General features: G+C 36.3%; 19 protein-coding genes. 15 read left to right on the top strand and 4 right to left on the bottom strand.

What is annotated here, in order from left to right; all coding sequences use genetic code 11:
- The first annotated feature begins 33 nt into the window (after positions 1-33).
- From IPH52_18360 to IPH52_18325, 8 genes are all read left to right on the top strand, one after another.
- Positions 34-3,129 carry a PAS domain S-box protein gene (locus IPH52_18360; protein ID MBK7056974.1) on the top strand — a complete coding sequence of 1,032 codons (3,096 nt, stop codon included), beginning with the start codon at positions 34-36 and terminating at the stop codon, positions 3,127-3,129.
- Positions 3,130-3,177: 48 nt separating this feature from the next.
- Complete coding sequence (locus tag IPH52_18355; protein MBK7056973.1) at positions 3,178-3,660, top strand: TlpA family protein disulfide reductase; 483 nt, start codon at positions 3,178-3,180, stop codon at positions 3,658-3,660.
- Positions 3,661-3,810: 150 nt separating this feature from the next.
- Positions 3,811-5,166 (top strand): thiolase family protein, encoded by a 1,356-nt coding sequence (locus tag IPH52_18350; protein MBK7056972.1) that lies wholly within the window; start codon positions 3,811-3,813, stop codon positions 5,164-5,166.
- Between the two features lie 149 nt (positions 5,167-5,315).
- Positions 5,316-6,938 (top strand): 2Fe-2S iron-sulfur cluster binding domain-containing protein, encoded by a 1,623-nt coding sequence (locus IPH52_18345; protein ID MBK7056971.1) that lies wholly within the window; start codon positions 5,316-5,318, stop codon positions 6,936-6,938.
- Between the two features lie 158 nt (positions 6,939-7,096).
- Positions 7,097-9,019 (top strand): AMP-binding protein, encoded by a 1,923-nt coding sequence (locus IPH52_18340; GenBank protein ID MBK7056970.1) that lies wholly within the window; start codon positions 7,097-7,099, stop codon positions 9,017-9,019.
- Positions 9,020-9,182: 163 nt separating this feature from the next.
- Positions 9,183-11,198, top strand: coding sequence for a UvrD-helicase domain-containing protein (locus IPH52_18335; protein ID MBK7056969.1), 2,016 nt, complete (start codon positions 9,183-9,185; stop codon positions 11,196-11,198).
- Between the two features lie 60 nt (positions 11,199-11,258).
- A complete protein-coding gene (locus IPH52_18330) occupies positions 11,259-13,472 on the top strand; it encodes a hypothetical protein (protein MBK7056968.1) in 2,214 nt (737 codons plus the stop codon).
- Positions 13,451-13,837: a hypothetical protein gene (locus IPH52_18325; GenBank protein ID MBK7056967.1), complete on the top strand. Its 387-nt coding sequence runs from the start codon at positions 13,451-13,453 to the stop codon at positions 13,835-13,837. The genes IPH52_18330 and IPH52_18325 overlap by 22 nt, the downstream gene beginning before the upstream one ends.
- Here IPH52_18325 and lpxB read toward each other — a convergent pair.
- The 3 genes from lpxB to IPH52_18310 form a co-directional block, all read right to left on the bottom strand.
- Positions 13,800-14,945, bottom strand: a complete 1,146-nt coding sequence (gene lpxB / locus IPH52_18320; GenBank protein ID MBK7056966.1) for a lipid-A-disaccharide synthase — start codon at positions 14,943-14,945, stop codon at positions 13,800-13,802. The two genes, IPH52_18325 and lpxB, sit on opposite strands and share 38 nt — an antisense overlap.
- A 136-nt stretch (positions 14,946-15,081) precedes the next feature.
- A complete protein-coding gene (gene lpxI, locus IPH52_18315) occupies positions 15,082-15,924 on the bottom strand; it encodes a UDP-2,3-diacylglucosamine diphosphatase LpxI (protein ID MBK7056965.1) in 843 nt (280 codons plus the stop codon).
- 3 nt (positions 15,925-15,927) lie between these two features.
- Complete coding sequence (locus tag IPH52_18310; protein MBK7056964.1) at positions 15,928-16,224, bottom strand: zinc ribbon domain-containing protein; 297 nt, start codon at positions 16,222-16,224, stop codon at positions 15,928-15,930.
- Positions 16,225-16,668: 444 nt separating this feature from the next.
- Between IPH52_18310 and IPH52_18305 the strand changes: the two genes are divergently transcribed.
- The 7 genes from IPH52_18305 to IPH52_18275 all read left to right on the top strand — a co-directional run bounded on the left by IPH52_18305 (position 16,669) and on the right by IPH52_18275 (position 22,559).
- A complete protein-coding gene (locus IPH52_18305; protein MBK7056963.1) occupies positions 16,669-16,929 on the top strand; it encodes a hypothetical protein in 261 nt (86 codons plus the stop codon).
- Positions 16,922-19,804, top strand: a complete 2,883-nt coding sequence (locus tag IPH52_18300; protein ID MBK7056962.1) for a hypothetical protein — start codon at positions 16,922-16,924, stop codon at positions 19,802-19,804. The genes IPH52_18305 and IPH52_18300 overlap by 8 nt, the downstream gene beginning before the upstream one ends.
- A 32-nt stretch (positions 19,805-19,836) precedes the next feature.
- Positions 19,837-20,094, top strand: a complete 258-nt coding sequence (locus tag IPH52_18295; protein MBK7056961.1) for a hypothetical protein — start codon at positions 19,837-19,839, stop codon at positions 20,092-20,094.
- Positions 20,095-20,160: 66 nt separating this feature from the next.
- Positions 20,161-20,391: a hypothetical protein gene (locus tag IPH52_18290; protein ID MBK7056960.1), complete on the top strand. Its 231-nt coding sequence runs from the start codon at positions 20,161-20,163 to the stop codon at positions 20,389-20,391.
- A complete protein-coding gene (locus IPH52_18285; GenBank protein MBK7056959.1) occupies positions 20,322-21,500 on the top strand; it encodes an ISKra4 family transposase in 1,179 nt (392 codons plus the stop codon). Before IPH52_18290 ends, IPH52_18285 begins: the two co-directional genes overlap by 70 nt.
- Before the next feature lie 125 nt (positions 21,501-21,625).
- Complete coding sequence (locus IPH52_18280; protein ID MBK7056958.1) at positions 21,626-22,114, top strand: hypothetical protein; 489 nt, start codon at positions 21,626-21,628, stop codon at positions 22,112-22,114.
- Between the two features lie 22 nt (positions 22,115-22,136).
- On the top strand, positions 22,137-22,559 hold the full coding sequence (locus IPH52_18275) for a hypothetical protein (GenBank protein ID MBK7056957.1): 423 nt from the start codon (positions 22,137-22,139) through the stop codon (positions 22,557-22,559).
- A gap of 296 nt (positions 22,560-22,855) precedes the next feature.
- Here the strand turns inward: IPH52_18275 and IPH52_18270 are convergent.
- A partial coding sequence (locus tag IPH52_18270; GenBank protein MBK7056956.1) for an SDR family oxidoreductase occupies positions 22,856-23,617 on the bottom strand: 762 nt, incomplete at its 5' end.

Genomic DNA, 23,617 nt, shown 5'->3' with positions numbered 1-23,617 from the left:
TTCAAAGAAATTAAACTATGCTATTGTAAAAAAATGAGCAATGATTTCGTGAAATCTCTACTTATTGTAGAGGATGATAGTGTAATGGCTTCAGCCCACAGGAAGCTTTTGGAAGACAATGGATATGAAGTCTCAATTGCTGAAACTGGCGAAAGAGCTGTTGAACAAATACAGTCGGACACTTTCGATTTAATTCTAATGGATATTGATTTAGGTCCCGGCATTGATGGAACAGAAACTGCTCGAAAGATTTTAAATCTAATTGAAATTCCTATCGTATTTTTGACATCCCATTCGGAAAAGGAATTAGTCGAGAAGGTAAGAAATATTACCCGCTATGGTTATGTTATTAAGAATTCTGGAAAGTTTGTATTACTTTCTTCCATTGAAATGGCTTTTGAGTTATTCAATATGCATAAGAAAACCAAGCAGAAAGAAGAGATGTTTCAAATGATTGCCGAAAATACCCTCGATCTCATTGCTTTGCATGATTTGGATGGAAAGTATTTATACTTAAGTCCTTCCGTAGAAAGAATTCTTGGTTATAAGCCAGAAGAGCTAATCGGTGTTAGTCCTTATGCGTTGTTTCACCCGGACGATATGATGAGAATTCAAAAAGAATCCCATGAGAAAGTAAAAGTAGGAGATGATGGTCTTTATATTAGCTATAGAATCCTGGCGAAGAATGGCGACTATGTGTGGTTAGAAACCATTCCTAAATCAATCTGGAATTTAGAAAAGACAAAAGTCATTCAAATGCAGACAGTCTCTAGAAATATTACTCATAGGGTAATAAAGAATAACCGTGAAAAAGAATTAGAACAAAAAGTAAAAGAAAGCGAAGAACGTTATCGCGCTATGGTAGAATCTTCGCTCGAAGCTATTTTTGTTCATAGAGATTTCAAATTCATTTACGCAAATGTAGCAGGTCTAAAATTGGCAGGGGCAAATACATTTGAAGACTTGAAGGGGAAAAATATATTCGATTTTGTCCATCCACAGTATCAGGGTCAAGTTCATGATCGGGTTGGAGATCTCTATACGAAAAAAGAGAATGCTCCAATTCTAGAAGAACGATTTATTAGATTGGATAAATCGATCATTGATGTGGAAATCTCTGCAAATCCAATAGAGTTTAATGGGTCTTTTGCAGTCCTCGTCATTGCAAGAGATATTACAGAAAGAAAAAATCACGAGAAAGAAATTAGAAATGTAGAATTTAGATTTCAAGCTTTAATTGAGAATCTAGATGTGGGCGTAATGGTTCAGGATTCAAATTCTAAAATATTAGTGAATAACCCTGCTGCTGAGCGGCTTCTTGGATTATCCTCAGATCAGATGAGAGGGAAGACATCTTTTGATAAAGATTGGAATGTGATTCATGAAGATGGAACAGATTTTCCGGGTGAGACACATCCAGTCCCGGTTTGTATTCGAACAGGAAAGCCTGTTGTAGATGTTATAATGGGTGTTTATAGACCGAATACACGCGATAGAGTATGGTTATTAGTCAACGCAAAACCAGAATTAGACACAGATAATAAAATAAAGCAAGTAATCTGCACATTTCAGGATATGACTAAAAGTCGCACAAATGAGCGATTGCTGCAAGAAAAAGAGGAAAGGCTTAGGCTTGCATTCTTGGCGGGTAATCAGGGATTATTTGATTTAGATTTAAAAACGGGAAAGGCAAAGGTAAATAGCTCTTATGCACAGATGCTCGGATTTGATTTAGAAGATTTCGAGGAATCCAATCTAAACTGGAAAAACAGGATGCACGCAGATGATAGGGATGCAACCTATAAGGTTTATACTGATTATGTGCAAGGCAAGCGAAAAGACTATAATGTTGAATTTAGACAACGAACAAAAGATGGTTTTTGGAAATGGATTTTGTCGCAGGGTAGAATTGCAGAATGGGATACCGACGGTAAGCCTACAAGGATGCTTGGGACTCATACAGATATTACTGAAAAGAAACATTTCGAGTTTTTGCAAATTGCTCGCAATCATGTTCTAGATGCAATGATTGCAAAGAAAAATCTGTATCTAATCCTAGAAGAAATTGTTAGTGAAATTGAATCTATTCATCCGGAAATGAAGGCATCCATTTTACTTTTAGACTCGGAAGGAAAATTAAGAAAAGGAGCGGCTCCGAGTTTGCCTAATTTTTACAATGAAGCTATTGAAGGAATTCAATCCGGTATTGGTGTAGGTTCCTGCGGGACTGCCGCGGCTACTGGTGAACTGGTGATTGTCGCAGATATTCAAACTCATGCTTATTGGAAGAATTATACGCAGCTTGCAGAGAAAGCCAACTTGAGAGCCTGTTGGTCTTTTCCTTTCAAAGATGATTCAGGAAGTGTTCTTGGAACCTTTGCGGCTTACTACAATTTGCCCAAGCTACCCAATCGCTCAGAATTTGATATTATAATGGAATTTTCTCGTATGACTGGGCTTGCAGTTCAGAATCACAAAACGGAAATTGAAAGAATGAAAGCCGAGGAGGAAGTAAAATCTCTTCTCATCGAAAAGGAGATATTATTAAAGGAAGTCCATCACCGAATAAAAAATAATATGGCGTCTATTTCCAGCCTTCTTAGTTTGCAAGCGGATTATGTGAATGATCCACAAGTAAGTAAATCTTTAGAAGAAGCAAGGAATAGAATTTTAAGTATGATGTTAATCTACGATAAATTATTTAAATCAACCGATTATAAGAATATTTCTCTTCAGGAATATCTTCATGACTTACTCGATCAAGTTATGCTTTCCTTTCCAAGCCCCGCAAAAATTAAAATCGAAAAGCATATCGAGAATATTAGTCTGAATTCAAAATCTGTCTTTTCAGTGGGCATCATCATCAATGAGTTAATCACGAACGCTTTCAAGTATGCCTTTCCGGAAAAAAAGGAAGGAACTATCATAGTCTGTGTAAAAAAATTAGAAGGTGGTAATCTAGAATTAACCGTTAGTGACAATGGGGTAGGTTTATCAAAAGAATTCACCATCCAAGATTCGAAAGGATTTGGTCTTACTTTAATAAAGATGCTCACTCAAAAAAAAGGAAACAGCTTTGAGATTCTGCCCTGGACCGGTACGAAATTTAGAGTAGTTATTTCTGTGTGAGTTATTTCTTGATTTACAACGGATGGCATTCAAGAAAAAGTTTTTAAGATGAAGAAAGTTTTACTTATTTTGGTTCTATTATTTTCCCTATCGTGTAAAGAAGAGTTCACTGCGCCTTATCTTTTTCTTGAATTGAAAGATTTAGGTGGCAAGACACATAAGATTCAAGATTATAAAGGAAGAATTCTAATTTTAGACTTCTGGGCAAGTTGGTGCGAGCCATGTCGAAAAGCGGCACCCGTAATCGAACTTTTACATGAAAAGTCAAATCCAGACAACTTTGTATTTCTGGGTGTGAATACAGATCATGGTTTGACGAATGAAGAGATAAGAAATATTGCAGAAGAATTTGGAATCAAATATGAGAGTCTTTTAGATCCGGACTTAAAGTTAGCAGGTGAGTTGGCAGTGGAGGGGCAACCGGCTCTGTTCGTATTTGATAGAACGGGTAAGAATATCTACCACCAATACGGTGTAAATGCAGAGGACGCTCATGACTTATTGAAAAAAATGTCTGAGTGGGAAAAATAGACCCATTTTTCACTAGACGAATTCACCTTGCATTAAATCCTTTTATTAGTTGCGGGCTTGTATGGTAAAATTTGCCACAAGGCACACAGGTGTTCTTTTGGCTGGTATTCTATATGCCCTTTTCAAATAAACAAAGGATAACCTTATATCATGAAATTTACAACATTTGATAACCAAAGAATCGTTCTGGCATCGGGAATTAGAACTCCGATTGGTCAGGCAGGCAAGTCACTTGCAGATATTCCTTCTGCAGAATTAGGCTACAGAGTAACCGAAGAAATCTTTTCCCGTAGTAAAGTATCCAAACTAGAAGTTGATGGAGTCGTGGCAGGTGAAATTAGTCAAAGTGTATATACTCCAAACGTTGCACGTGTAATTTCTGTTCGTGCAGGAATTCCTTTAGAAGCAACTGCTCTTACCGTGGCGAACAATTGCGTTTCTGGCCTGGAGGCAGTCCTAGATGCAGCTAGAAGAATTATGCTAGGGGAAGGAAAATTCTATTTAGCCCTTGGTCTTGAATCTATGTCACAAGGTGCATTCATTGTAGAAGGTGCAAAATCAGTTACTAAACTCGATACAGTTGATAAATTGATGAAAAATTGGGGTGAAGCACAAGCTCTTGGTGTGCGAGTAATTGATTCTATTGATGAAGGATTAAATGATCCAATTCGTAAAATCAATATGGCTATGACAGGCGAGGTTGTTGCACAACGTTACGGTCTCAAAAAAGCAGAATTAGATGATTACGCTTATCGTTCTTACAAAAAAACACTCGATTCTATTAAAGCGGGTAATTATCGTCAATACCAAATGCCTGTTAAACTAACTGACGGAACTCTTCTCGAAGATGACGAATTCATTATGTCCAAAACTGGAATGGTAGAAAATCCAGCTCGTTTTGGTAAAGCAGGAGCAATCTTTGATTCCAAGTTCATGAGCATCAAAGAGTTCTATGAAAAATACGGTGAGTGGATTGGTAAACCATACGTCGAAGGCGAAACCGAAGCAGCGGTTACTCTCTTCAATGCTTGTCCTCGTTCTGATGGAGCAGCAGCTATGTTTGTAACTACAGAAAAAGAAGCAGCTAGACTAGGTCTTGAAGTGCAAGCTGTGATTACCGGTTGGGGAATGTATGGAGTTGATCCTTCTATCATGGGAGTTGGTATGGCTTGGTCTATGAACAAAGCAATCAAATCTGCAGGTTTAGATTTTAAAGACGTAGATAATTTTGAGATTCACGAAGCATTTGCTGCTACTGCAATGGGAACTATGAGAGAAATCAAAAAATCATGGGGCTTTGATTTAGAAGCAGTAGACAAAGAAGGTGGACGTGTAAATCCAAACGGTGGAACTTTAGCTCTAGGTCACCCACTCGGAGCAACCGGACTTCGCGTATTACTCAACCAAATCATGAACTTTAAACTCAACCCGAGCGCAAAACGATCAGTAAACTGTATTTGTGCAGGTGGTGGTGTTGCTGGTTCTATTCTTTTAGAAAGACCTTAATCCCCCTCGCTCCGCTTTCCCCCTTTAGCAAGGGGGATGCTCGTGAAAGTTGGAAGTCTTTTCCTTTAAGAAGAAATTCTTCCAAGTGAGACTTATTACGATTACCCCCTTTGCAAAGGGGGCAGGGGGGATTTCAAAAAAAACACAGTATGACTGAAATCTATTTTCTAGATGATAAAAACGTAACGGAAGATGATTTCAGTCTTTCTCTATTAGAAATTTCTCTAAAAAATCAAATTCCTCATGTTCATGCCTGTGGCGGCAATGCCAGGTGTTCTACTTGTCGTGTTATCATTCTAGAAAATCTACAGAATGTAAAACCTAGAAATGAAGCAGAATCTAAATTAGCCGCAACCAAAGGATTTGAAGAGAATATCCGCCTTGCCTGTCAAACTCGAATTACTGGTGATGTAAAGCTTCGTCGTTTAGTTATCGACAAGGAAGATATTGACATTGCTATTTCGGAAAAAGGAGAAACTACAGGACGCGAAAAAAAAGTAGCAGTTCTTTTTAGCGATATACGGGGATTTACCACGTTTTCGGAAAAGGCATTGCCATACGATTCCATTCATATACTAAATCGCTATTTCAATCGAATGGGGCTCGCTGTTTTAGATAATAACGGATACATAGATAAATACATTGGCGATGGGCTAATGGCAATCTTTGGCTTAAAACAGGACAATCAGGTAGATGTATGCTTACAGGCAATAAAAGCCGGTTTGCAAATGATTGATTCTCTTCGAGATTTGAATCATTATTTAAAGTCACACTTTGACCTGGAGTTTAAAATTGGAATTGGCATTCACTTTGGAAACGCTATACTCGGTGAATTAGGGCATCGCAGTAAACGACAATTTACCGCTATCGGTGACACGGTCAATATGGCTAGTCGAATTGAGTCTACAACTAAAAAGGCTGGCGCTTCCTTTTTAATTTCAAGCGATATGTATGAGATAGTAAAGTCCTGCGTAAACCGCGGACGAATCTTTGAAACAAAGCTAAAGGGTAAAACTGGTCAATACCGGCTATACGAAATTAAGTCTTTGAAAGCAGAACATCGATTAGCCGCAGATCTATTGAACGAGTTTTTGAATCAAGCAATGAGCATAGAAGAAGCTCCGAAGTTCTTACGATTAGCATTTCATGATGCCGGTAATTTTGATGTAGTTACGAATACAGGCGGAGCTAATGGCTCTCTTCGTTTTGAGTTAGAAAGAGAAGAAAATCTTACACTTAAACCCTACTTTGAAAAGCTGGAGTCTGTAAAAAAAGAAATGGAGCAAAATGGATTTCTCGTTTCCTATGCAGATGTAATTTCATTTAGTGGTGCTACTGCTGTGTATAAAACAGGTGGACCTAAGATTTACTTAAAAACAGGACGTGTTGATGCAACTAATGCTGGAAATAGAATGCATTTTCTGTCATCTGATCTAACGATTCGCGAATTGTTGGATCGGTTTTCTCATATGGGTATGGGAGCGCGTGATTTAGTCATTCTTTCTGGTGCGCATACGATTGGAATGGCAAATGGTAAACCTCTCACAGGTGATTTGTATAAATTTTCAAATTCCTACTATAAGAATCTTGTAGAGTTTTGTAATGGCTCTCGAAATGAAAGTCTTGGCATTTTAAATTCCGATGTAGCCTTGCTTGATACCTATGAAACAAAGAGTCTAGTTGAATTATACGCAAGAGATGAAATAAGTTTTTTCAAAGATTTTGCAGAAGCGTATCAAAAATTATCCTATTTGGGACAATCACCTGTCTAAAATTAAATGAATCATAATTCACAGTTCAATAAATTATAGAAGACCGTAAAATAGTTTTTTTTAAAAAATTAACTTGAAGTTTTAGGTAAAATTTATTTTTGTGGGTTAATCTTTTTGTGATTCTAATAAATAAACAGTAATCAGGAGTAGTTACAAATATGGCGAACAATCTCGCAGAACTATACAGGGAAGTGGCTGAAAAATACGGTTCATTGCCGGCATTCTTTTCTAAAGATGAAAAGAAGCAATATCAGTCAACAAATTACAAAGACCTCTATGAAATGGGTCTTGGATTAAGTGAGGCTCTTATCGAACTAGGAGTCAAGGCAAGAGACAAGGTAGGTTTTATTGCAGATCACCGCTTAGAGTGGGTCATTGTAGATGCAGGAATTCTAATGACTGGCGCAGCGGATGTTCCAAGAGGAACTGATGTTACCGAATCAGAATTAGAGTATATTTTAAATCACTCTGAAGCCAAAGTCTTATTCGTAGAAAATGACAAGGTCCTAGAAAAGTTTAATAAAGTAAAATCTAAGACATCTGTGAAAACTGTGATTATGATTGATCCAAAAGCCACCGGAGCGGCTGGTGTATTAAAGCTTTATGAGTTGATTGAGAAGGGAAAGAAACTTAGAATTTCTGGCACAAAGAAAGTGGAAGAGCGAATAGCAGATATTAAGCCTGACGATTTGTTTACATTAATTTATACCTCTGGAACTACCGGTGCTCCAAAAGGCGTTATGCTTATGCATTCCAACATGATGCACCAAGTGAATGACATGGTTCCTCTTCTAGAGATTTCTTCTAAGGATAGAGTGCTTTCCATTCTACCAGTTTGGCATATCTTTGAAAGAGTGTTTATGTATGCTGCTGTTAGTCGTGGTGCTTCAACTTATTTCACTAACGTAAGAGATATGCGCGAAGACTTTGCAAAAGCTAAGCCAACGTTTATGGGTTCTGCACCTCGTCTTTGGGAGAGTATTTACCTTGGTGTATACAACAGACTCAATGATCCAAAGCAAACTCCTGCTGCAAGAAAAGCAATTTTTAATACAGCGTATTTTTTCTCCAAACATTTCCATGCATCAGTTCGTTTCCTTCAAGGTCATGAAGTGGATTATGAAGGAAGAAATCCTATTGTTTCTCTTTTAACTGGAATCAAGTCTATCCTTGTAGCGATTTTAACTTTTATTCCTTACAAACTTTTTGATGCGATTGCACTTTCAAAAATTCGTTTGGCGACCGGTGGTCATTTAAGAGCTACTTGTTCTGGTGGTGGTGCACTTCAAAGACACGTAGATGCGTTCTTCAATGATATAGGAATTAAAGTGATTGAAGGGTATGGTATGACAGAAACTGCTCCTGTGATTTCTGCTCGTAACTTTAAAAATCTTGTTATGGGATCTGTTGGTAAAGTGGCTCCTAAGACTGAACTTCAAATCCGTGATTTCAACGGTGCAGTTCTTACACATGTAAAAGTGGATGGATCTGTTGAAGGAAAACGTGGTGTAAAAGGGATAGTCTTTGTTAGAGGTCCTCAAGTAATGAAAGGATACTATAAAAACCAAGAAGCTACAGACAAAGCATTAAAAGATGGTTGGATGGATACCGGAGACTTGGGGATGATTAACTTCAAAGATACGCTGACTCTTACAGGTCGTGCAAAAGACACTGTTGTATTACTCGGCGGTGAAAACGTTGAGCCGGTCCCAATCGAGAATAAACTCACAGAGTCTCTATACATCAACCAAATCATGGTTGTTGGACAAGACCAAAAGAACTTGGGTGCTATCATTGTTCCTGATTTCGAAAAGCTCAAAATTTGGACAAAAGAAAATGGTATTGCTGAAACTGACGAAAAAGCGATAATTGCAAACTCAAAAGTTTTAGACCTTTACAAAAAAGAAATCAAAGAACTCAACGGTGCAAAAAACGGATTCAAGTCCTTTGAACAAGTAAATTCTTTTTTCCTAATCACAAAACCGTTTGAAGTTGGAGATGAAATGACTAATCTATTTAAACTCAAACGTCACGTGATAACAGAAAAATACAAAGAGCAGATTAAGAAACTTTATTTGTAAGCATCTCCTGTAGGAGTTGTAAAAAGGCTTTGCCACAGAGTCACTGAGACACATAGGAGTGAGAGGTTTCGATACTAAACGATGTTTATGAAATCTCTTGCTTTCTATTTAGAAATATTTCATTAATTTTCTCTGTGACTCTGCGGCAAAGAATTCGTACCAATTGAAATTAAATCCAGAACAAGAATCAGCAGTAAGACATGTAGAAGGTCCACTTCTTATATTTGCAGGTGCAGGCTCAGGTAAGACACGCGTTATTACCAATCGCATTGTCTACCTAATCCAAAAAAAGAAAATAGATCCAAAGCATATAGTAGCGCTTTCATTTACAAATAAAAGCTCTAAGGAAATGAGAGAGCGTGTAAGAAAGTCTCTCCTAAAAAAAGAAGGTAGAGGATTAACGCTTTCTACTTTCCATTCTCTCGGTTTAAATATACTAAAAAAATACATCGACCGTCTAGGGTTTCACATGCCCTTTATGCTTCAGACTCCGGGTGATTTAGAGTCACTTTTAATTGATTCACTAAAGCAAAGAAAAATAGATCCAAAGTTATTTCCGCCAAAATTAATCTTATCGCATATCAGTAGGCTTAAAAATATGGGAGCGGATTACAAGAGAAGCCTCGAAACTTCGGGAAAGGAAATTGATCTAATTGTCTTGGATATATTCGATGAATATGTGCAAATTCTAAAGAATATGAATTCGGTGGACTTCGATGATTTAATCTTACTTCCAATGAAGATTCTGAGAGATTTTCCAGAAGTAAAAGAACATTTTCATAAAAAACATAAATTCTATATGATTGATGAATTTCAAGATACGAATCAGGTTCAATATGAATTCATCAAGCTTTTATTAAACGATAGAAACAATATTTGCGTAGTAGGGGATGATGATCAAAGTATCTACGGATTTAGAGGGTCTAATGTCAATTTGATTCTAGACTTCGAAAAAGACTTTAAGAATACGAAGGTCGTGCGGTTACTCCAAAATTACCGATCTTCTATGAATATTTTAAATGCCGCAAATTCTCTAATTAAAAATAATACATCACGAAGAGAAAAGAAACTCTGGTCAGAGATTCATCACTTGGATAGACCTCTTTATGTGGAACGGCAAAACGAAAAAGACGAAGCGATATTCGTAGTAGATGAAATTCAAAACGAGCTTATCAAAGAGCATAGACAGGGCTCAGAAATTGCGATTCTATTTAGAACCAATTATCAATCCCGACCTTTTGAAGAAGAGTTAAGACTCCGAGGTGTTCCGTATAAGCTCATTGGAGCGTATAATTTTTTTGATAGAAAAGAAGTAAAAGATCTTGTCGCCTACATACGAGTAATCGCAAATCCAAAGGATGAAATTTCACTCCTAAGAATTCTAAATTATCCAAAACGTGGAATCGGGCAAACATCCATTGGTAAGATTCAGCAAAAATCAGTAGATGCAAGTATGTCAGTAATGGATGTGCTTCATAAAATTTGTGAAGAGCCAGAATTTATTCCTGAAATTAAACGTGCCTCCGCTGCTTTGATCTATGAATTTTTAGATTTACTTCATAGGTATAGATCTGAATTTTATACAGCCAATAAGATGACAGAAGTGCTCCGTAAATTTATTAAAGAAATCGGATTTGAAAAAGAAATATCGACAGAAGAAACGGATGAGAAGGTAATGAAGGCTCGTATGCTAAATCTTTCCGAGTTAGCCAATATGATGTCTTATTTTGAAGAGGAGTGGGATTCAGAAGGAAAGCCAACCTTATTTGATTTTATTGCTAGACTTTCTCTTTTGACAAATGATGATGATTCCAATGAGAAAGATGCAAGGGACAACCGAGTGCAACTGATGACAATGCATCTATCTAAGGGACTAGAATTTGAAGTAGTATTTCTCGTTGGGATTGAAGAAGGAATTATTCCTAATTCTAGAGTAATTGATGAAGGACAAACGGTAGATGAAGAGAGAAGACTTTTCTATGTTGGTATGACTCGTGCGCGCCGAAAATTATTCATGACGGGTGCAAGTGAACGAAAAAAATATGGAGAGTCAATGCCTTGCCAGCCCTCTCGTTTCTTGGATGAAATTTCTAGAGATTATTTGGATGTTCAATCTATGCGCGAGACTACAACACCAGAAAATTTCTTAGAGGAATTGGAGAGATTAAAATCGTCCTAGCGATATTAACTATCAACACCAATGATTGAGAGTAAGCAGTGAATTACCAGATAATATATAATGATTGATCGAATACAAAAAAAAATCCTTAGATTATACATAGATTTAAAGGACAGATGGGAAATTTTTCAATTTCGTTTTTTGAAATCTAAATGGAATGTTACGATTTTCATCGCATTCTTATTGTTAAGTGTTACTTTGTTTATCGTGAATAATTTCTACGCGTATTATGTAAGAAAGAATTATGTAAATATTTATCAGGTTAAGTCTTCTATTGTTACTTTCATTCGAAAGAATTTATCTAAAGCGGTAGAAATTGGAATCGCAGACTTTTCCTCATTGCAGGGAATTATCTTTGAAGACATTAAGATTTCGCAGGAAGAAGATTTTTCTAGCAATAAGCTTTTATTTACAAGTAAGCGAATCGATGTCCGACTCACCTCGCTTTTCTCGAAAGCGATTGTTCCTGAAAAAATTGTAATCTATAGTGCAAAGCTAACACTAGACATAGACGATCCGATGAATGTGAATGTATTAAAGCATATTCACGAATTAAATCTTCCCGATATTTACTTTGATAATCTAGAAATTCAGCTAAGAGCGAATAATCAGGATTTGCTTCGAAGCACTAGACCAATTCATGTTTCCATTCTAAGAAAGAATCAAATTTTGGAAATTTCCTTTAATGATAATAAGTTTTTAGGGATACTTGCCGGTAGCCTCAAAGGAAGTGGTAAGATTAACTTAGAGACTACCGAGAATTCATTAAGAATTGATTTCTCGGATGAAGATTTAGAGAATATGTCTGGAATTTCAAAGATTTTACTCAATCTCACACCTGAGTCGGGACTTGCTGACGGTTTTATTTCAATGAATAAAACACAGGATGATTTTAGTATTGATGGTAATTTGAATTTCAGAAAGTTCAGTGGAGATTTTTTTCCTATCTCAAATATCAAGGCAAATGATTTTACTATCAATGCAAAATTTTCATATCTAAAAGAATTTACCGATCCAAAGACTTCTGAATCCTATTTTAAAAGAAAAATATCGAGTCCTGAATTCTTTTACGACGAACAGGTTCATACTCCAGCGAATAATTTACGTAAGACTACAATTTCAATTCGAGTGGATAATTTTAATAAGCTGCTAGACCGGTTAGTGCTAGAAGAAGATGTTACTGTCAAAGGCAATATGCAACTCAATATGAGACTGGAAGAAACTGGAAGGCTTGCTGATTGGATTTGGATTGATGGAAATGGAAGTCTAAATGACTTAGAATTTCAAAGTAATACTCCCTCTATGCGGCTAACTGATACTAGCCTAAAATTTAATTGGAGCCAAAATGAATTGCATACCGATTTAAAGGGTAAGCTATTTGATAAAGACTTTAATGCTGCAATGAATGGAACTATTTCCTTTACTAAGGCAGCAAAGGAAGCTCCCGTTTCTTCTACTATATCCAATCTAAAGTTAAATGTAAATTTAGACTCACTCATTCTGAAAAGTTTTCAGTCTATTTATGATTCTATTGCTGCGAAAGTCAGTAGTGATATAAAAGAGCGGCAAGAAAAAATGTTGCCTGAAACATTCTTTGTTCAATCAGCATTACACAAAGTCTTTTTAGAAAAAGCAAATGTAAAAGCAAATATGAAAATTGGCGAAGTAAAGTATAGACCTGATTCCCATTCACAGGGAAGTTATAATCTTGATTTAAAAATTGAATCCGGTGCTGGCAATTTAGTATTAACCGGAGGAATTATTGATAAAAAGGAAAACGAATTAAACTTAAATTTTTATTATGATAGAAAAGTTCCTGCCGTTGATTTTAGAACTCGTATTTCATCCCTTGTTTGGCTAGACGAGACATTTGATCTTTGCGATAGCAGTATTTACACTGACATTATTAATTTTAATATGTCTTTTGTTTCCGGTGGAAATAATTTCTCTGATTTACTCGTGAATCGAAGTATAGCAGGGGAATTAAATCTAATTGGAAATAGTTTTATTCGATCGAATCCGGGGGATAATGTTAATTTGTCTGAAATGTTTCTGGGACAGAGTAATTTGGATATTAGCCTTGGTTTCAATGCCTATTCTCAGGAAGGGTTTATCAGAAATATTGAAGTTAAAAGTAAAGAATTAGACTTGCGGGGAAATGCGAGTCTTGTCCGATCCGATGTGAATTATATTTTCTATGGGCAATTAAAAAATAAACCGCAAAACATAGCGTTTACAAAAACAGGTGCATCATGTCAAAAATCAAAAAAATAATATTATTATTAATAACCCTAGCATTTTTTCTTAAGTGCAGTAATGGAGATTCTAAAAAACCAGCATTCGAATTGTATGATACAAGAGAGTTAGTTGGAACCTGGAAGATTGTTCCTTCTTACAATACAAAGATTCTATTTGAAAAAAATGATAAGACTTTTCTTGTCAAAGAAAAGGAACGCTTGCAAATCTATGCTCTCGAAGATGTAAGAGGTCTTCGCTTGCAATACAGAATGGAAGATGACAGTCCCTTCGCATACTTTCTATTTGCCGAGAAAACCAAAAACATCTGGGGCGGAATTTTAGATAATAAAGTCGTTCGTATCGTTAAAGAAGAGCAGAGTCCCGAATCAATTTTAGAATAGCAGTGGATGCATTTTTTCCAGCGTTTCCGTCCCCTAGACTCGCCTTTACTGCTTTGATTTGCCGTGTCATTTCTTCGCGGTAATTTGTATCTTCTAGAATTTGTTTTGCTTCGGCAAATATTGTTTGTCCGGTAACTTCCTTTTGTAAGAATTCTTTGCAAATTCTTTTTCCGGCTAGAATATTGACTAACCCGATATCCGTTGCTCTTACGATTCTTAATCCAATTTGATAGGTAATAAATCCAAGTTTATAAACAATAATCATTGGCTTTTCAAAGTAGGTGACTTCGAGTGTGGCTGTTCCGGAAGATAGAATCACTAAGTCAGAGGCTTCTAAGCATTTGGCAGAGTTGTCAAAGAAATATTTTATTTTTATGTTTGATTCTTTTTCGAATTGACTTAATTTTTCTAGGATAGCTGTCTCTTGTGATTTATTAATATTGGGAAGGATAAACTGCACTTTTTTGTTCTGACTATCCATTCTTTTTTGAATTAATACTGCACTGTCTAGAATAGGGTCTATGAGTCTAGAAATTTCGCCTGCCCTGGAGCCCGGCATGAGACAAACAGTTGTTACCCCTTTCTCTATGTCAATTGGCTTTTCGGTGAGAATCTTTTCTTTCATTCGACTGCTTAAAGGATGACCCACAAATTCACAGTTTACACTGTATTCGTCGTAGATTTTCTTTTCGAATGGAAATAGAACGAGCATTAAGTCTACAAATTTTTGAATACGAAAGATTCTATTAAATCTCCAAGCCCAGATTTGTGGGGAGACGTAGAATATAATTTTAATTCCTTTCTCGCGGAGCTTTTCGGCAAGGTGAAGGTTAAATCCCGGATAGTCTATAAGAACAGCATAATGGACGTTCTGCTCTACTGCTTTTTGAACTAAGTCTTTTGCGATTCTTTTTAATTGATGATAACGAGTGATAATTCCAGTAAATCCGATTACACTCAATGATTCCATATCATGTAAAGATTTAAATCCAAGCTTTTCCATTTCATTTCCGCCGATACCGGTAAATGAAAAGTTGCCTCCAGTCTTTCTGAGTTCCTGAATCAAATCAGCACCTAGCAAATCACCGGAAGGCTCGCCGCAAACAATTAAAATTTTCTCTTCTATCGGAGGTAATTTAGGAGTTACCTCTTGAATCACCTTCTTTGTCGTTACTTTCTTTTTAGAAACAGTTGTTGACTTCTTGGTTGTAGCTTTCTTAGAAACTGTTTTCTTTGCTGTGGCGTTAGATTTTTTTTTCTGCATTGTATTTATTACTCTCAGGACCTGAATAGCTGATGAAATTTATTTTGAGTTTATTTGCTTCTTCTATGAATTGCTTTGGACTGACTACGATTGTCTCGCTCGCACGAATAGCGATTGTGTCACATCCTGATGCGTGCATATTTTGTAGAGTTTCAATACCGATAGTAGGTAGATCAAATCTATCGTCTTGTCCCCGTTTAGTGCTTTTACAGACTACGGCTCCTTTTTTTCTAGAAAGCAGACCGCCACGTTTAATGGTTTCGTCTGTTCCTTCAATTGCTTCTAGCGCCAACACCATCTTTTGCGTTACAATGACAGTCTGACCTACATCGAGTGTGGCGAGTTGATGCGCAATGTTCATTCCGAATTCTATATCGCCTAACTTATCTTTAGAGAGTTTCGCTTTCGTATAACGTCCTTCTGGAAGTAAAAGGGTTTTTAGATACGTTTTCTGAGATAGGATTTTGATTTTTTCTTTGTCAAATTCCTTAGCGGCTGTTTCAAAGAATGTATAGTCATTTTGATTCAGCATCTTTGCCAGTAATGTAATCGTTTTCAAATCATATCGATACGTTTTTAGAATTATATCTTTTTTTACTTTGCCTAAAAGTAAAATTCTATCTACATTGTTTTTTTTGCAAAGCTTAAATATCTTTCCGATTTGTGTGATATATACAGGAATAGTTCGACTTGCAAATTCTCCTGCATAAAAATCAGATTCTGTAATGGAGAAAAACAATGGGTCTTCTCCTTGCGCTAAGGCTTCGCGCATGGCTATATGTGGCAAATCACCAGCACCCGCAATGATTGCTAATCTTGCCAATGCTTATTTGTCTGTAGACGGTGCAGGACTTGTTGTCGCAGCCGGAGTCGTTGTTGTTGGAGTCGCAGGCGTTGTAGAAGGAGTGGTCACACTTGCTGAGTTTTCTCCGCTTCCGCTTTTTTTGTAGTCTGTTACATAAAAACCGCTCCCTTTAAAAATAATTCCAGTTCCACCGGAAATCATTCTAGAAACTTCTCCTTTCTTTTCGCAAAGGCATTCTTTTAAAGGTTCGTCTTTCATTGCTTGAAAGTGTTCAAACACTTTGTCACAGGTTTTACATTTATAATCGTATGTTGGCATATTTGAACTCTCACTTTGTCAATTGGGATTGCTATTCCAAAATTTCCTATCTAGGGAAATACTCAAGTGGAAAAAAAATCAAGAGACCGGGTTTATTTATTTGGCTTGGCTATGGATGAAGGATACTGTCTAGTATACTATTAAAGATACTCTTAAAAAAGCAGGAGTATGATTTACAGTATCTTTGATAGTATCATTCATAGTAAAAATGAGATACAGGGTATCTATTGCCTGTGGTAAAGAGATTTTTCTTAGACAGGATTAACAAGATTTACAGGATGAATATTTGATAGACTACTCTTACCTGATTCTAGTCTTTTACTGAGAATTTTGTAGGATTAAGCTATTGCGGGTAACGAAAATTCTGAATAGTTTTTATTTGTCTCAATATTATCAGATTTTTTACTTTAAAAATTTAGAATAGTTTTAAAAACATCTTAGAATATGAGAAATATTTTATTTGCTGGGATCGATGTTGGTTCTACGACTGTTAAGATTGCTTTGGTTCATCCTGAGAAGCAGGATTCTCTTGTTCATTTTAAGTATATGCGGCACAATTCGGAGCAATCCAAGACTGTCCTGACATTACTAAAAGAAGCACACCAACTGTATCCAGAAGACGAATTTAGGTTGGCAATTTGCGGAAGTGGTGGTTTTGATATAGCAAAGCTTTACAATCTTTTTTATTCAGGAAGTGGTGGCTAATAGCATTATCATCAAAAGATTATATCCAGAGACAAAATCTGCAATTGAACTCGGTGGACAAGATGCGAAGTTGATTTTTTTTAAGAAGGACGAATACACTGATAGCAATCTAGTGCACGATATGCGAATGAATGGAAGTTGTGCCGGTGGAACAGGTGCTTTTATCGACCAGATGGCAGAGCTTTTAAAAATTTCTACAGAGGATTTTAATGAGTATGCGCTTAAGGGAAATCGGGTTTATGATATTTCGGGAAGATGTGGAGTCTTTGCTAAGACAGATGTGCAACCTTTACTAAACCAGGGAATTTCTAAAAACGATATTGCCTTATCTGTATTTCACGCCATTGCAAAACAGACCATAGGTGGTTTAGCGCAGGGAATCAAAATTGAAGGACCTGTAATATTTGAAGGAGGTCCACTTACATTCAATCCGAGGCTAATAGAAGTTTTCCGAGAAAGACTCAATTTAGGAAGCGATGAAATTATTATTCCACAGCATCCAGAAGTAATTGTAGCCTTTGGTGCTGCTCTTTCTGTTCAAGATATGTTTGGAGAAAAGGATAATCTGTATAAGCCTGCAAATCTAGAAGCATTAGAAAATCGAGTATTCGATCATAAGAAAAATTTAGCAAAACTGAATTCAAATTATTTTAAAGATAAAACAGAAAGAGAAGAATTCAATAGACGTTATAAAATTCCTGATTTTAAATCTTACTTGGATACCTACTCACCGAATGGTCGTAAGGTAATGGAAGTATACATCGGAATAGACGCTGGCTCTACAACGAGTAAATTTGTTCTTATAGATAAGGATGGAAAATTACTCGATAAGTTTTACAAAAACAATGAAGGAGATCCAATTCAAGTAATTAAAGGTGGACTTCTACAGATTTACAATTCCTACTTAGAAAAAAATATTCTATTAAAAGTAATCGGGGCTGGCTCTACCGGTTACGGGGAAATGCTAATTCATAAAGCGTTTAACACTGATTATCATACAGTAGAAACGGTAGCGCATACAAGAGCGGCTGTAATGAATTGCCCCGATGTTAGTTTTATTTTAGATATTGGTGGACAGGATATGAAGGCAATCTTTGTTCACAATGGGATTCCTACAAACTTTGTTTTGAACGAAGCCTGTAGCGCTGGATGTGGTTCTTTTTTAGACACCTATTCTTCTACTTTAAAAATTCCCATTTCACAAGTTGCAGAGCTAGCGTTTAACTCGAATTATCCGTCAGTGCTTGGATCTAGATGCACTGTATTTATGAATTCCTCTATCATCACAGAACAAAAGAATGGTAAGTCTGTAGAAGATATATTTGCCGGACTATGTAAATCAATTATAGAAAACGCACTCACAAAAGTATTACGTATTTCTAATATAGATTTATTGGGAAATAGAATTGTTGTTCAGGGTGGAACTTTTAAAAATGATGCAATCCTGAGAGCCTTTCAGTTATTGACTGAAAAAGAGGTCATTCGTCCCGATCATCCGGGTGAAATGGGAGCGATTGGCATTGCCATTCTAACAAAGGAAAAGATTGAAAAGGATATACAGGCAAATGGAAGTTATTCTCCGACTTTTATTTCATGGGAAGATTTAGAAAAATTTGAGTATAGTAAAATGCCTTCTGTTGTTTGTAAATTTTGCTCTAATTCCTGCAATCGCTCCGTTGTGGAATTTTCCAATCATAGTTATTATGTAACTGGAAACAGATGTGAGAAAGGAGAAATTTTAGAAGACCCAAAAAATCCAGAAGTAAAAGAAAAGATTAAAGCAATCAACACAAAACAAAAATCGAAACCGGATATGCTAAGCTTTAGAGAAAAACTTTTGGTATCTGAGTTTCCTATTTCCATTGTGGATACGCCAAAGAATCAAACGATCGGAATTCCAAAGACCTTGGAGTTTTACAATAGTTTGCCGTTCTGGAAGCATTTTTTCTTATCCCTCGGATACAAGGTAGAATTATCGAGTTCTACTTCTTATAAATTGTTTGAGACTGGGCTTGGCTCTGTTTCCTCGGATACGATTTGTCTTCCTGCCAAAGTAGTCCATGGACATATTTTAGATCTCATAGAAAAAAAAGTTGATCGAATCTTTAATCCTCTTTTGCAAAAGATTATTAAGCAAAATAAAAATTCGCAGAATTCCTGGATGTGTCCTGTGATCCAAGGTTATGCAGAGATAGTGAGAATAAACGATAATCCAAGGCAGTTTGGGATAGAATATGATACTCCTGCGTTTCAATTTGAATCTATAAAATCTAGAAACGCACAGATTGCACTCTATGCAAAAGAAAAGTTGGGTATCAAAGAAAAAATCGTCTTAAAGGCAATTGAGCAAGCGGATAATGCCAATAATCTGTTCAAATTAAAATTAATAGAAGAATCAAAACGAATTATGGATTCTCTCAAAGGCACTGATCGGTTTGCGGTTTTAATCGCCGGTAGACCCTATCATTACGATAATTTTATCAATCACGAACTAGCAGTTCATTTTACAAAAATGGATATTCCAGTTATCACGTTAGACGGAATACCTGAAATCAATGATATTACTTTTCATGATTTGAGAGTGGATACAAATAATGAATTTCATACCCAGCTTTACAGTGCGGCCATTTTTACAAATGATCAACCCAATTTAGAACTTGTGCAAATTGTAAGTTTTGGTTGTGGGCATGATGCGATCATAAGTGACGAGCTAGATAGGGTTCTAAAAGAGTATTCAGGAAAAAGTCCACTTGTCTTAAAACTAGATGAGGGAGAAAACAAAGGACCAATCAATATCAGGGTTAAATCATTCATTGAATCGATTAAAAATAAACGAGCAAAAGAAATGCTAGCAACTACAAGGAGGAATAATTAGATTAACCGTTCCGGTTTCTAATGTATTAATTTATGGCAGAAAATAAAGAAAAACAAAAAGCAATTTTCACAAAGAAAGACAGTAAAAAAAGAACAGTTTTAATGCCAAATATGTTTCCCGAGTTTTCTCAGATCATGAAAGTAGCCATTGAACGAAATGGATACAAGGCAGGAATATTTCCATTTGCCAATGAGGAAGCTGTTGAATTAGGGAAGAGATATGTGCATAACGATATTTGTTTTCCTGCTCAATTAAATGTAGGAGAGGTCTTAAGATGGGTCAACCTGTAAAAAGTAGGTAAAAAAATTGTACAAAATAAATGGGAAAGAAAAGTAGTAAAAAAGGGGAGAAACCTAATGCACTTTTCAGAATCTGATATAGAAGAATTAACCTTAAAATATAAAGAAAGACTTAGAGCATCGACAGAGAAATTACCGAAGACTGCGCCGACCTTATCGGAATTGCAGGGATGGATGTCAGAGAATCTAATCGAGAATGAAGAAGTTCTTTTGTTAGCATTGAAGAAAATGGGCAAAGGCGAGAAGGTAAAAAAAAATGCCCGAAGTGCGGGTGTGAAGAAAAGTTAAAGAATCAAGGACTGCGCAAAAGAACAATTCAGACAGGCAGAACTGGAAGTATTGAAATACAGAGAACGTATTATACTTGCGTAAATCGTAATTGTGATTACACTGAATTTCCCTTAGATAGGATACTCGGAATTAGCCCAAATAGTGCAGGTGGGAAATTTGAAGAGAAGATATGTTGGTTAGCCGCTCATGCTCCCTTTGAGCGAGTAAAGGAATTTTTTAAAGACATCGAAGGATTAGAAGTAGACGAAGAAGTTATTCGAGTCGTGTCAGAAAATTGTGGTCATGCGTTACTTAAAAAAGAAGAAGAGTCTCCGGTAGAGAATAACACTGAGTTAACGACAGCGACCCTTTATGTAGAAGTGGATGGAAGTATGGTTCCAATTTGTGGAGAGGAAGGCGAAAAGAACCATGTAGAATATAGAGAAAATAAGCTTGCTCTTTTGTTTCGAGAAGAAGATATTAAATACAACAAAGACAGAACTCGACGTGATATTACAGAAAAAAGATATGTAACTTCTCTTGGTCAAGGAGTGGAGCATTTTGAAAATCTAACTAAGAAGAAAACTTGTTTGTATAGAGCGGAAAAAGTTATTTATGTGACCGATGGTGCAGAGTGGATTGATCAGATGAGATTAAGGTTACATCCAGATTCAATTCATATTCTTGATTGGTATCATGCAGAAGAACATCTTTGGAATTGCGGTAAATCCATATTTGGCGAAAAGGAGGAATTAAAAGTGAAAGAATTTGTAGCTCCTCTCAAAGACCTTTTATGGAATGGAAGAGTATTAGATGTATGCGCAACTTTACTAAACCTCATCAAGGAATATCCCAAAAAAGAAACAGAAATTCGAAATCTGTATTCTTACTATCATACCCGTCAAAATAAAATGCACTATGATGAGTTTAGAAAACTTGGTTACTTCATTGGCTCAGGCGCGGTTGAAAGTGCAAATAAATATCTCGTCCAACAGAGACTTAAACAAGCCGGAATGAAATGGCTTATTAAAGGCGCACATAGCATTCTTAAATTGCGGGAAAAAATCTATGAAGGTTCATGGTCACACGTTTGGAGCAATCGACATTTAAATTTTTCCTACGAATGACAGGTTGACCCGTCTTACATGGATTAAAAAATGGAAATTATAAAAGAGATGAAATTGCAATTGCACTCGGAAAAAGATGCAATGCCTGTAGAGCCTTACAGTATTTTACCCTTGTTCGAAAAAGTTTGGATGAGAGTGGATATTCTGATATTCCTATAGTGACTAACGATTCTGATATCTACGAAACACATCCCGGATTTAGACTTGGTTTTTATTGGGATATAATTGCACTTCAGGGAATGCTTATCTGGGAATCTTTGAATGAGATGAGACAGAAAACTTTGCCCTATGAGAAAAATCAAGGTGAGACTGAAAAAGTATTCAAGCATTATATGGATAAAGGAATGGATGCTCTCATGACTAATTTTCGAAGAGCAAAAAAAGTTTTAAAAGAAGCAGTCCCTGCATTTAATAAAATCGAAATAGATAGATCGAATCCAAAACCCAAAGTTGTCATCATTGGGGAGATACTGGTTAATTACAACTCTGTAGCGAATTACGGGCTAATCGAATATTTGCGAAAGAACGATATGGAAACAATCCTTCCACCCATTTCCGATTTCTTTTCGCAAGAGATGGTTAATTATAGTATGCGCACGAAAAAAATTCTCTGAGATTCCACTAAAAGATTGGGTAATGCAACAAATCATAGAAGGTGTTGTAAATTTTAATAGAAAGCCAATTGATAAAATCATGAAATCGTTTCGCTTTTATGAATATAGACCTACTGTATATGAAATTAGCAAGAATGCGAGTGAGGTCTTTGATATTTCTTTTAATTCCGGAGAGGGCTGGCTCATGCCCGGTGAAATTATTGCCATGATTAAAAAAGGAATTAAATCCTTTATCATTGTTCAGCCCTTTGGTTGTCTTCCCAATCATATCTCAGGGCGAGGTTTAATCAAAGCAATTAAAGAAAAATACAACGATATTCAAATACTATCTCTAGACTATGACCCCGATATTAGCATTGGAAATATCGAAAATAGATTGCAAATGCTAATCATGACCGCAAGAGAATTGGAGAAAAAAAATCTTCGTTCCAGCAAAAGAGTTTAAGTTGTAGGAACTGATTACCACCGATGCACACTGATAACAGACACCGAAAAAAAAACGATATGAGTTTGAATATCTAAGACCATCGTATCTGTTAATGGTGAAGATTGCGCAATGAAGTTTTCATCCGATTTAGTAATCTTTGATCTAGAATCATCTTGCAAAACCTTTGGGAAAAATGAAATCGAAGAAAGTAAAGACTGTTATGGAGAAAAGAATAAATCTATCCTTTCTAGCTTTGGGATATATTATGATTGGCTAACAATCCTTACCTTCCCGGTAGGAGTTCAAAGAAAAAATCAATCTATCTTCATGAGTCGATATACCATGAGAGCCATAACTCGTCTTGGTGTAAATCGAAGAAAGAAGATACTGAGTTTGTTCATAAATCCAGGCAATACACTTGGAGTTCCGCGCATAAGACCTCTTACCCCTATTTCAGCTACAGGTCTACTTTCCATCATACTGAGTTTTTGGTAAGGTGTAAGTGGTTTTTCTTTTGCAGCCGTTTCTTGGAATCCTGTGCGAGTAACACCGGGAGCGAGTGTGCTTACCTTTATATTGGTATTACGAAGTTCATAGTTTAATGCTTCGGTGAAATTTAGAACATAACTTTTGCCGGCTGAGTAAGATGCATAAAGGGGAGAAGGCTGGAATGCAGCGATAGAGGAAATATTCAGGATATAACCAGAGTTACGCGCTACCATGTCTTTCAAAAAAAGCTTTGTTAGATGCATAAGGTTTACAACATCTACCATAAGTTGCATTTCTTCTTTGTCCCAGGGAGCATCAACAAATTCTCCATAGATTCCAAAGCCTGCATTATTAATAAGAGCGTCTACAACAATGCCTTTCGATTTGACCGCATTATAGAGAGTAACCGGTGCTTCTTTAGTGCTCAAATCCATTGGGATTACTTCAACTTTTATTTTGTGATTTGCTTCTACCTTTCTCTTTAATTCTTGCATAGGCTCTATTCGTCTTGCTACTAAGATAAGATTAGATCCGCTTTCTGCGAATATATTAGCAAAATCAATGCCGAATCCACTTGAGGCCCCTGT

Source organism: Leptospiraceae bacterium, from assembly GCA_016708435.1.
In the GTDB taxonomy this organism is placed as follows: Bacteria; Spirochaetota; Leptospiria; order Leptospirales; family Leptospiraceae; genus UBA2033.
Note: the sequence above shows the minus strand (reverse complement) of the source record. Positions and strands in the feature narration are given on the sequence as shown.

Coding starts and splice junctions, on each gene's coding strand:
- IPH52_18350 (MBK7056972.1), top strand. CDS start 3,811: ATGAAATTTACAACATTTGATAACCAAAGAATCGTTCTGGCATCGGGA.
- IPH52_18310 (MBK7056964.1), bottom strand. CDS start 16,224: ATGCCAACATACGATTATAAATGTAAAACCTGTGACAAAGTGTTTGAA.
- IPH52_18305 (MBK7056963.1), top strand. CDS start 16,669: ATGAGAAATATTTTATTTGCTGGGATCGATGTTGGTTCTACGACTGTT.
- IPH52_18325 (MBK7056967.1), top strand. CDS start 13,451: ATGTCAAAAATCAAAAAAATAATATTATTATTAATAACCCTAGCATTT.
- IPH52_18340 (MBK7056970.1), top strand. CDS start 7,097: ATGGCGAACAATCTCGCAGAACTATACAGGGAAGTGGCTGAAAAATAC.
- IPH52_18275 (MBK7056957.1), top strand. CDS start 22,137: ATGCAACAAATCATAGAAGGTGTTGTAAATTTTAATAGAAAGCCAATT.
- IPH52_18330 (MBK7056968.1), top strand. CDS start 11,259: ATGATTGATCGAATACAAAAAAAAATCCTTAGATTATACATAGATTTA.
- IPH52_18345 (MBK7056971.1), top strand. CDS start 5,316: ATGACTGAAATCTATTTTCTAGATGATAAAAACGTAACGGAAGATGAT.
- IPH52_18355 (MBK7056973.1), top strand. CDS start 3,178: ATGAAGAAAGTTTTACTTATTTTGGTTCTATTATTTTCCCTATCGTGT.
- IPH52_18290 (MBK7056960.1), top strand. CDS start 20,161: ATGCACTTTTCAGAATCTGATATAGAAGAATTAACCTTAAAATATAAA.
- IPH52_18360 (MBK7056974.1), top strand. CDS start 34: ATGAGCAATGATTTCGTGAAATCTCTACTTATTGTAGAGGATGATAGT.
- IPH52_18295 (MBK7056961.1), top strand. CDS start 19,837: ATGGCAGAAAATAAAGAAAAACAAAAAGCAATTTTCACAAAGAAAGAC.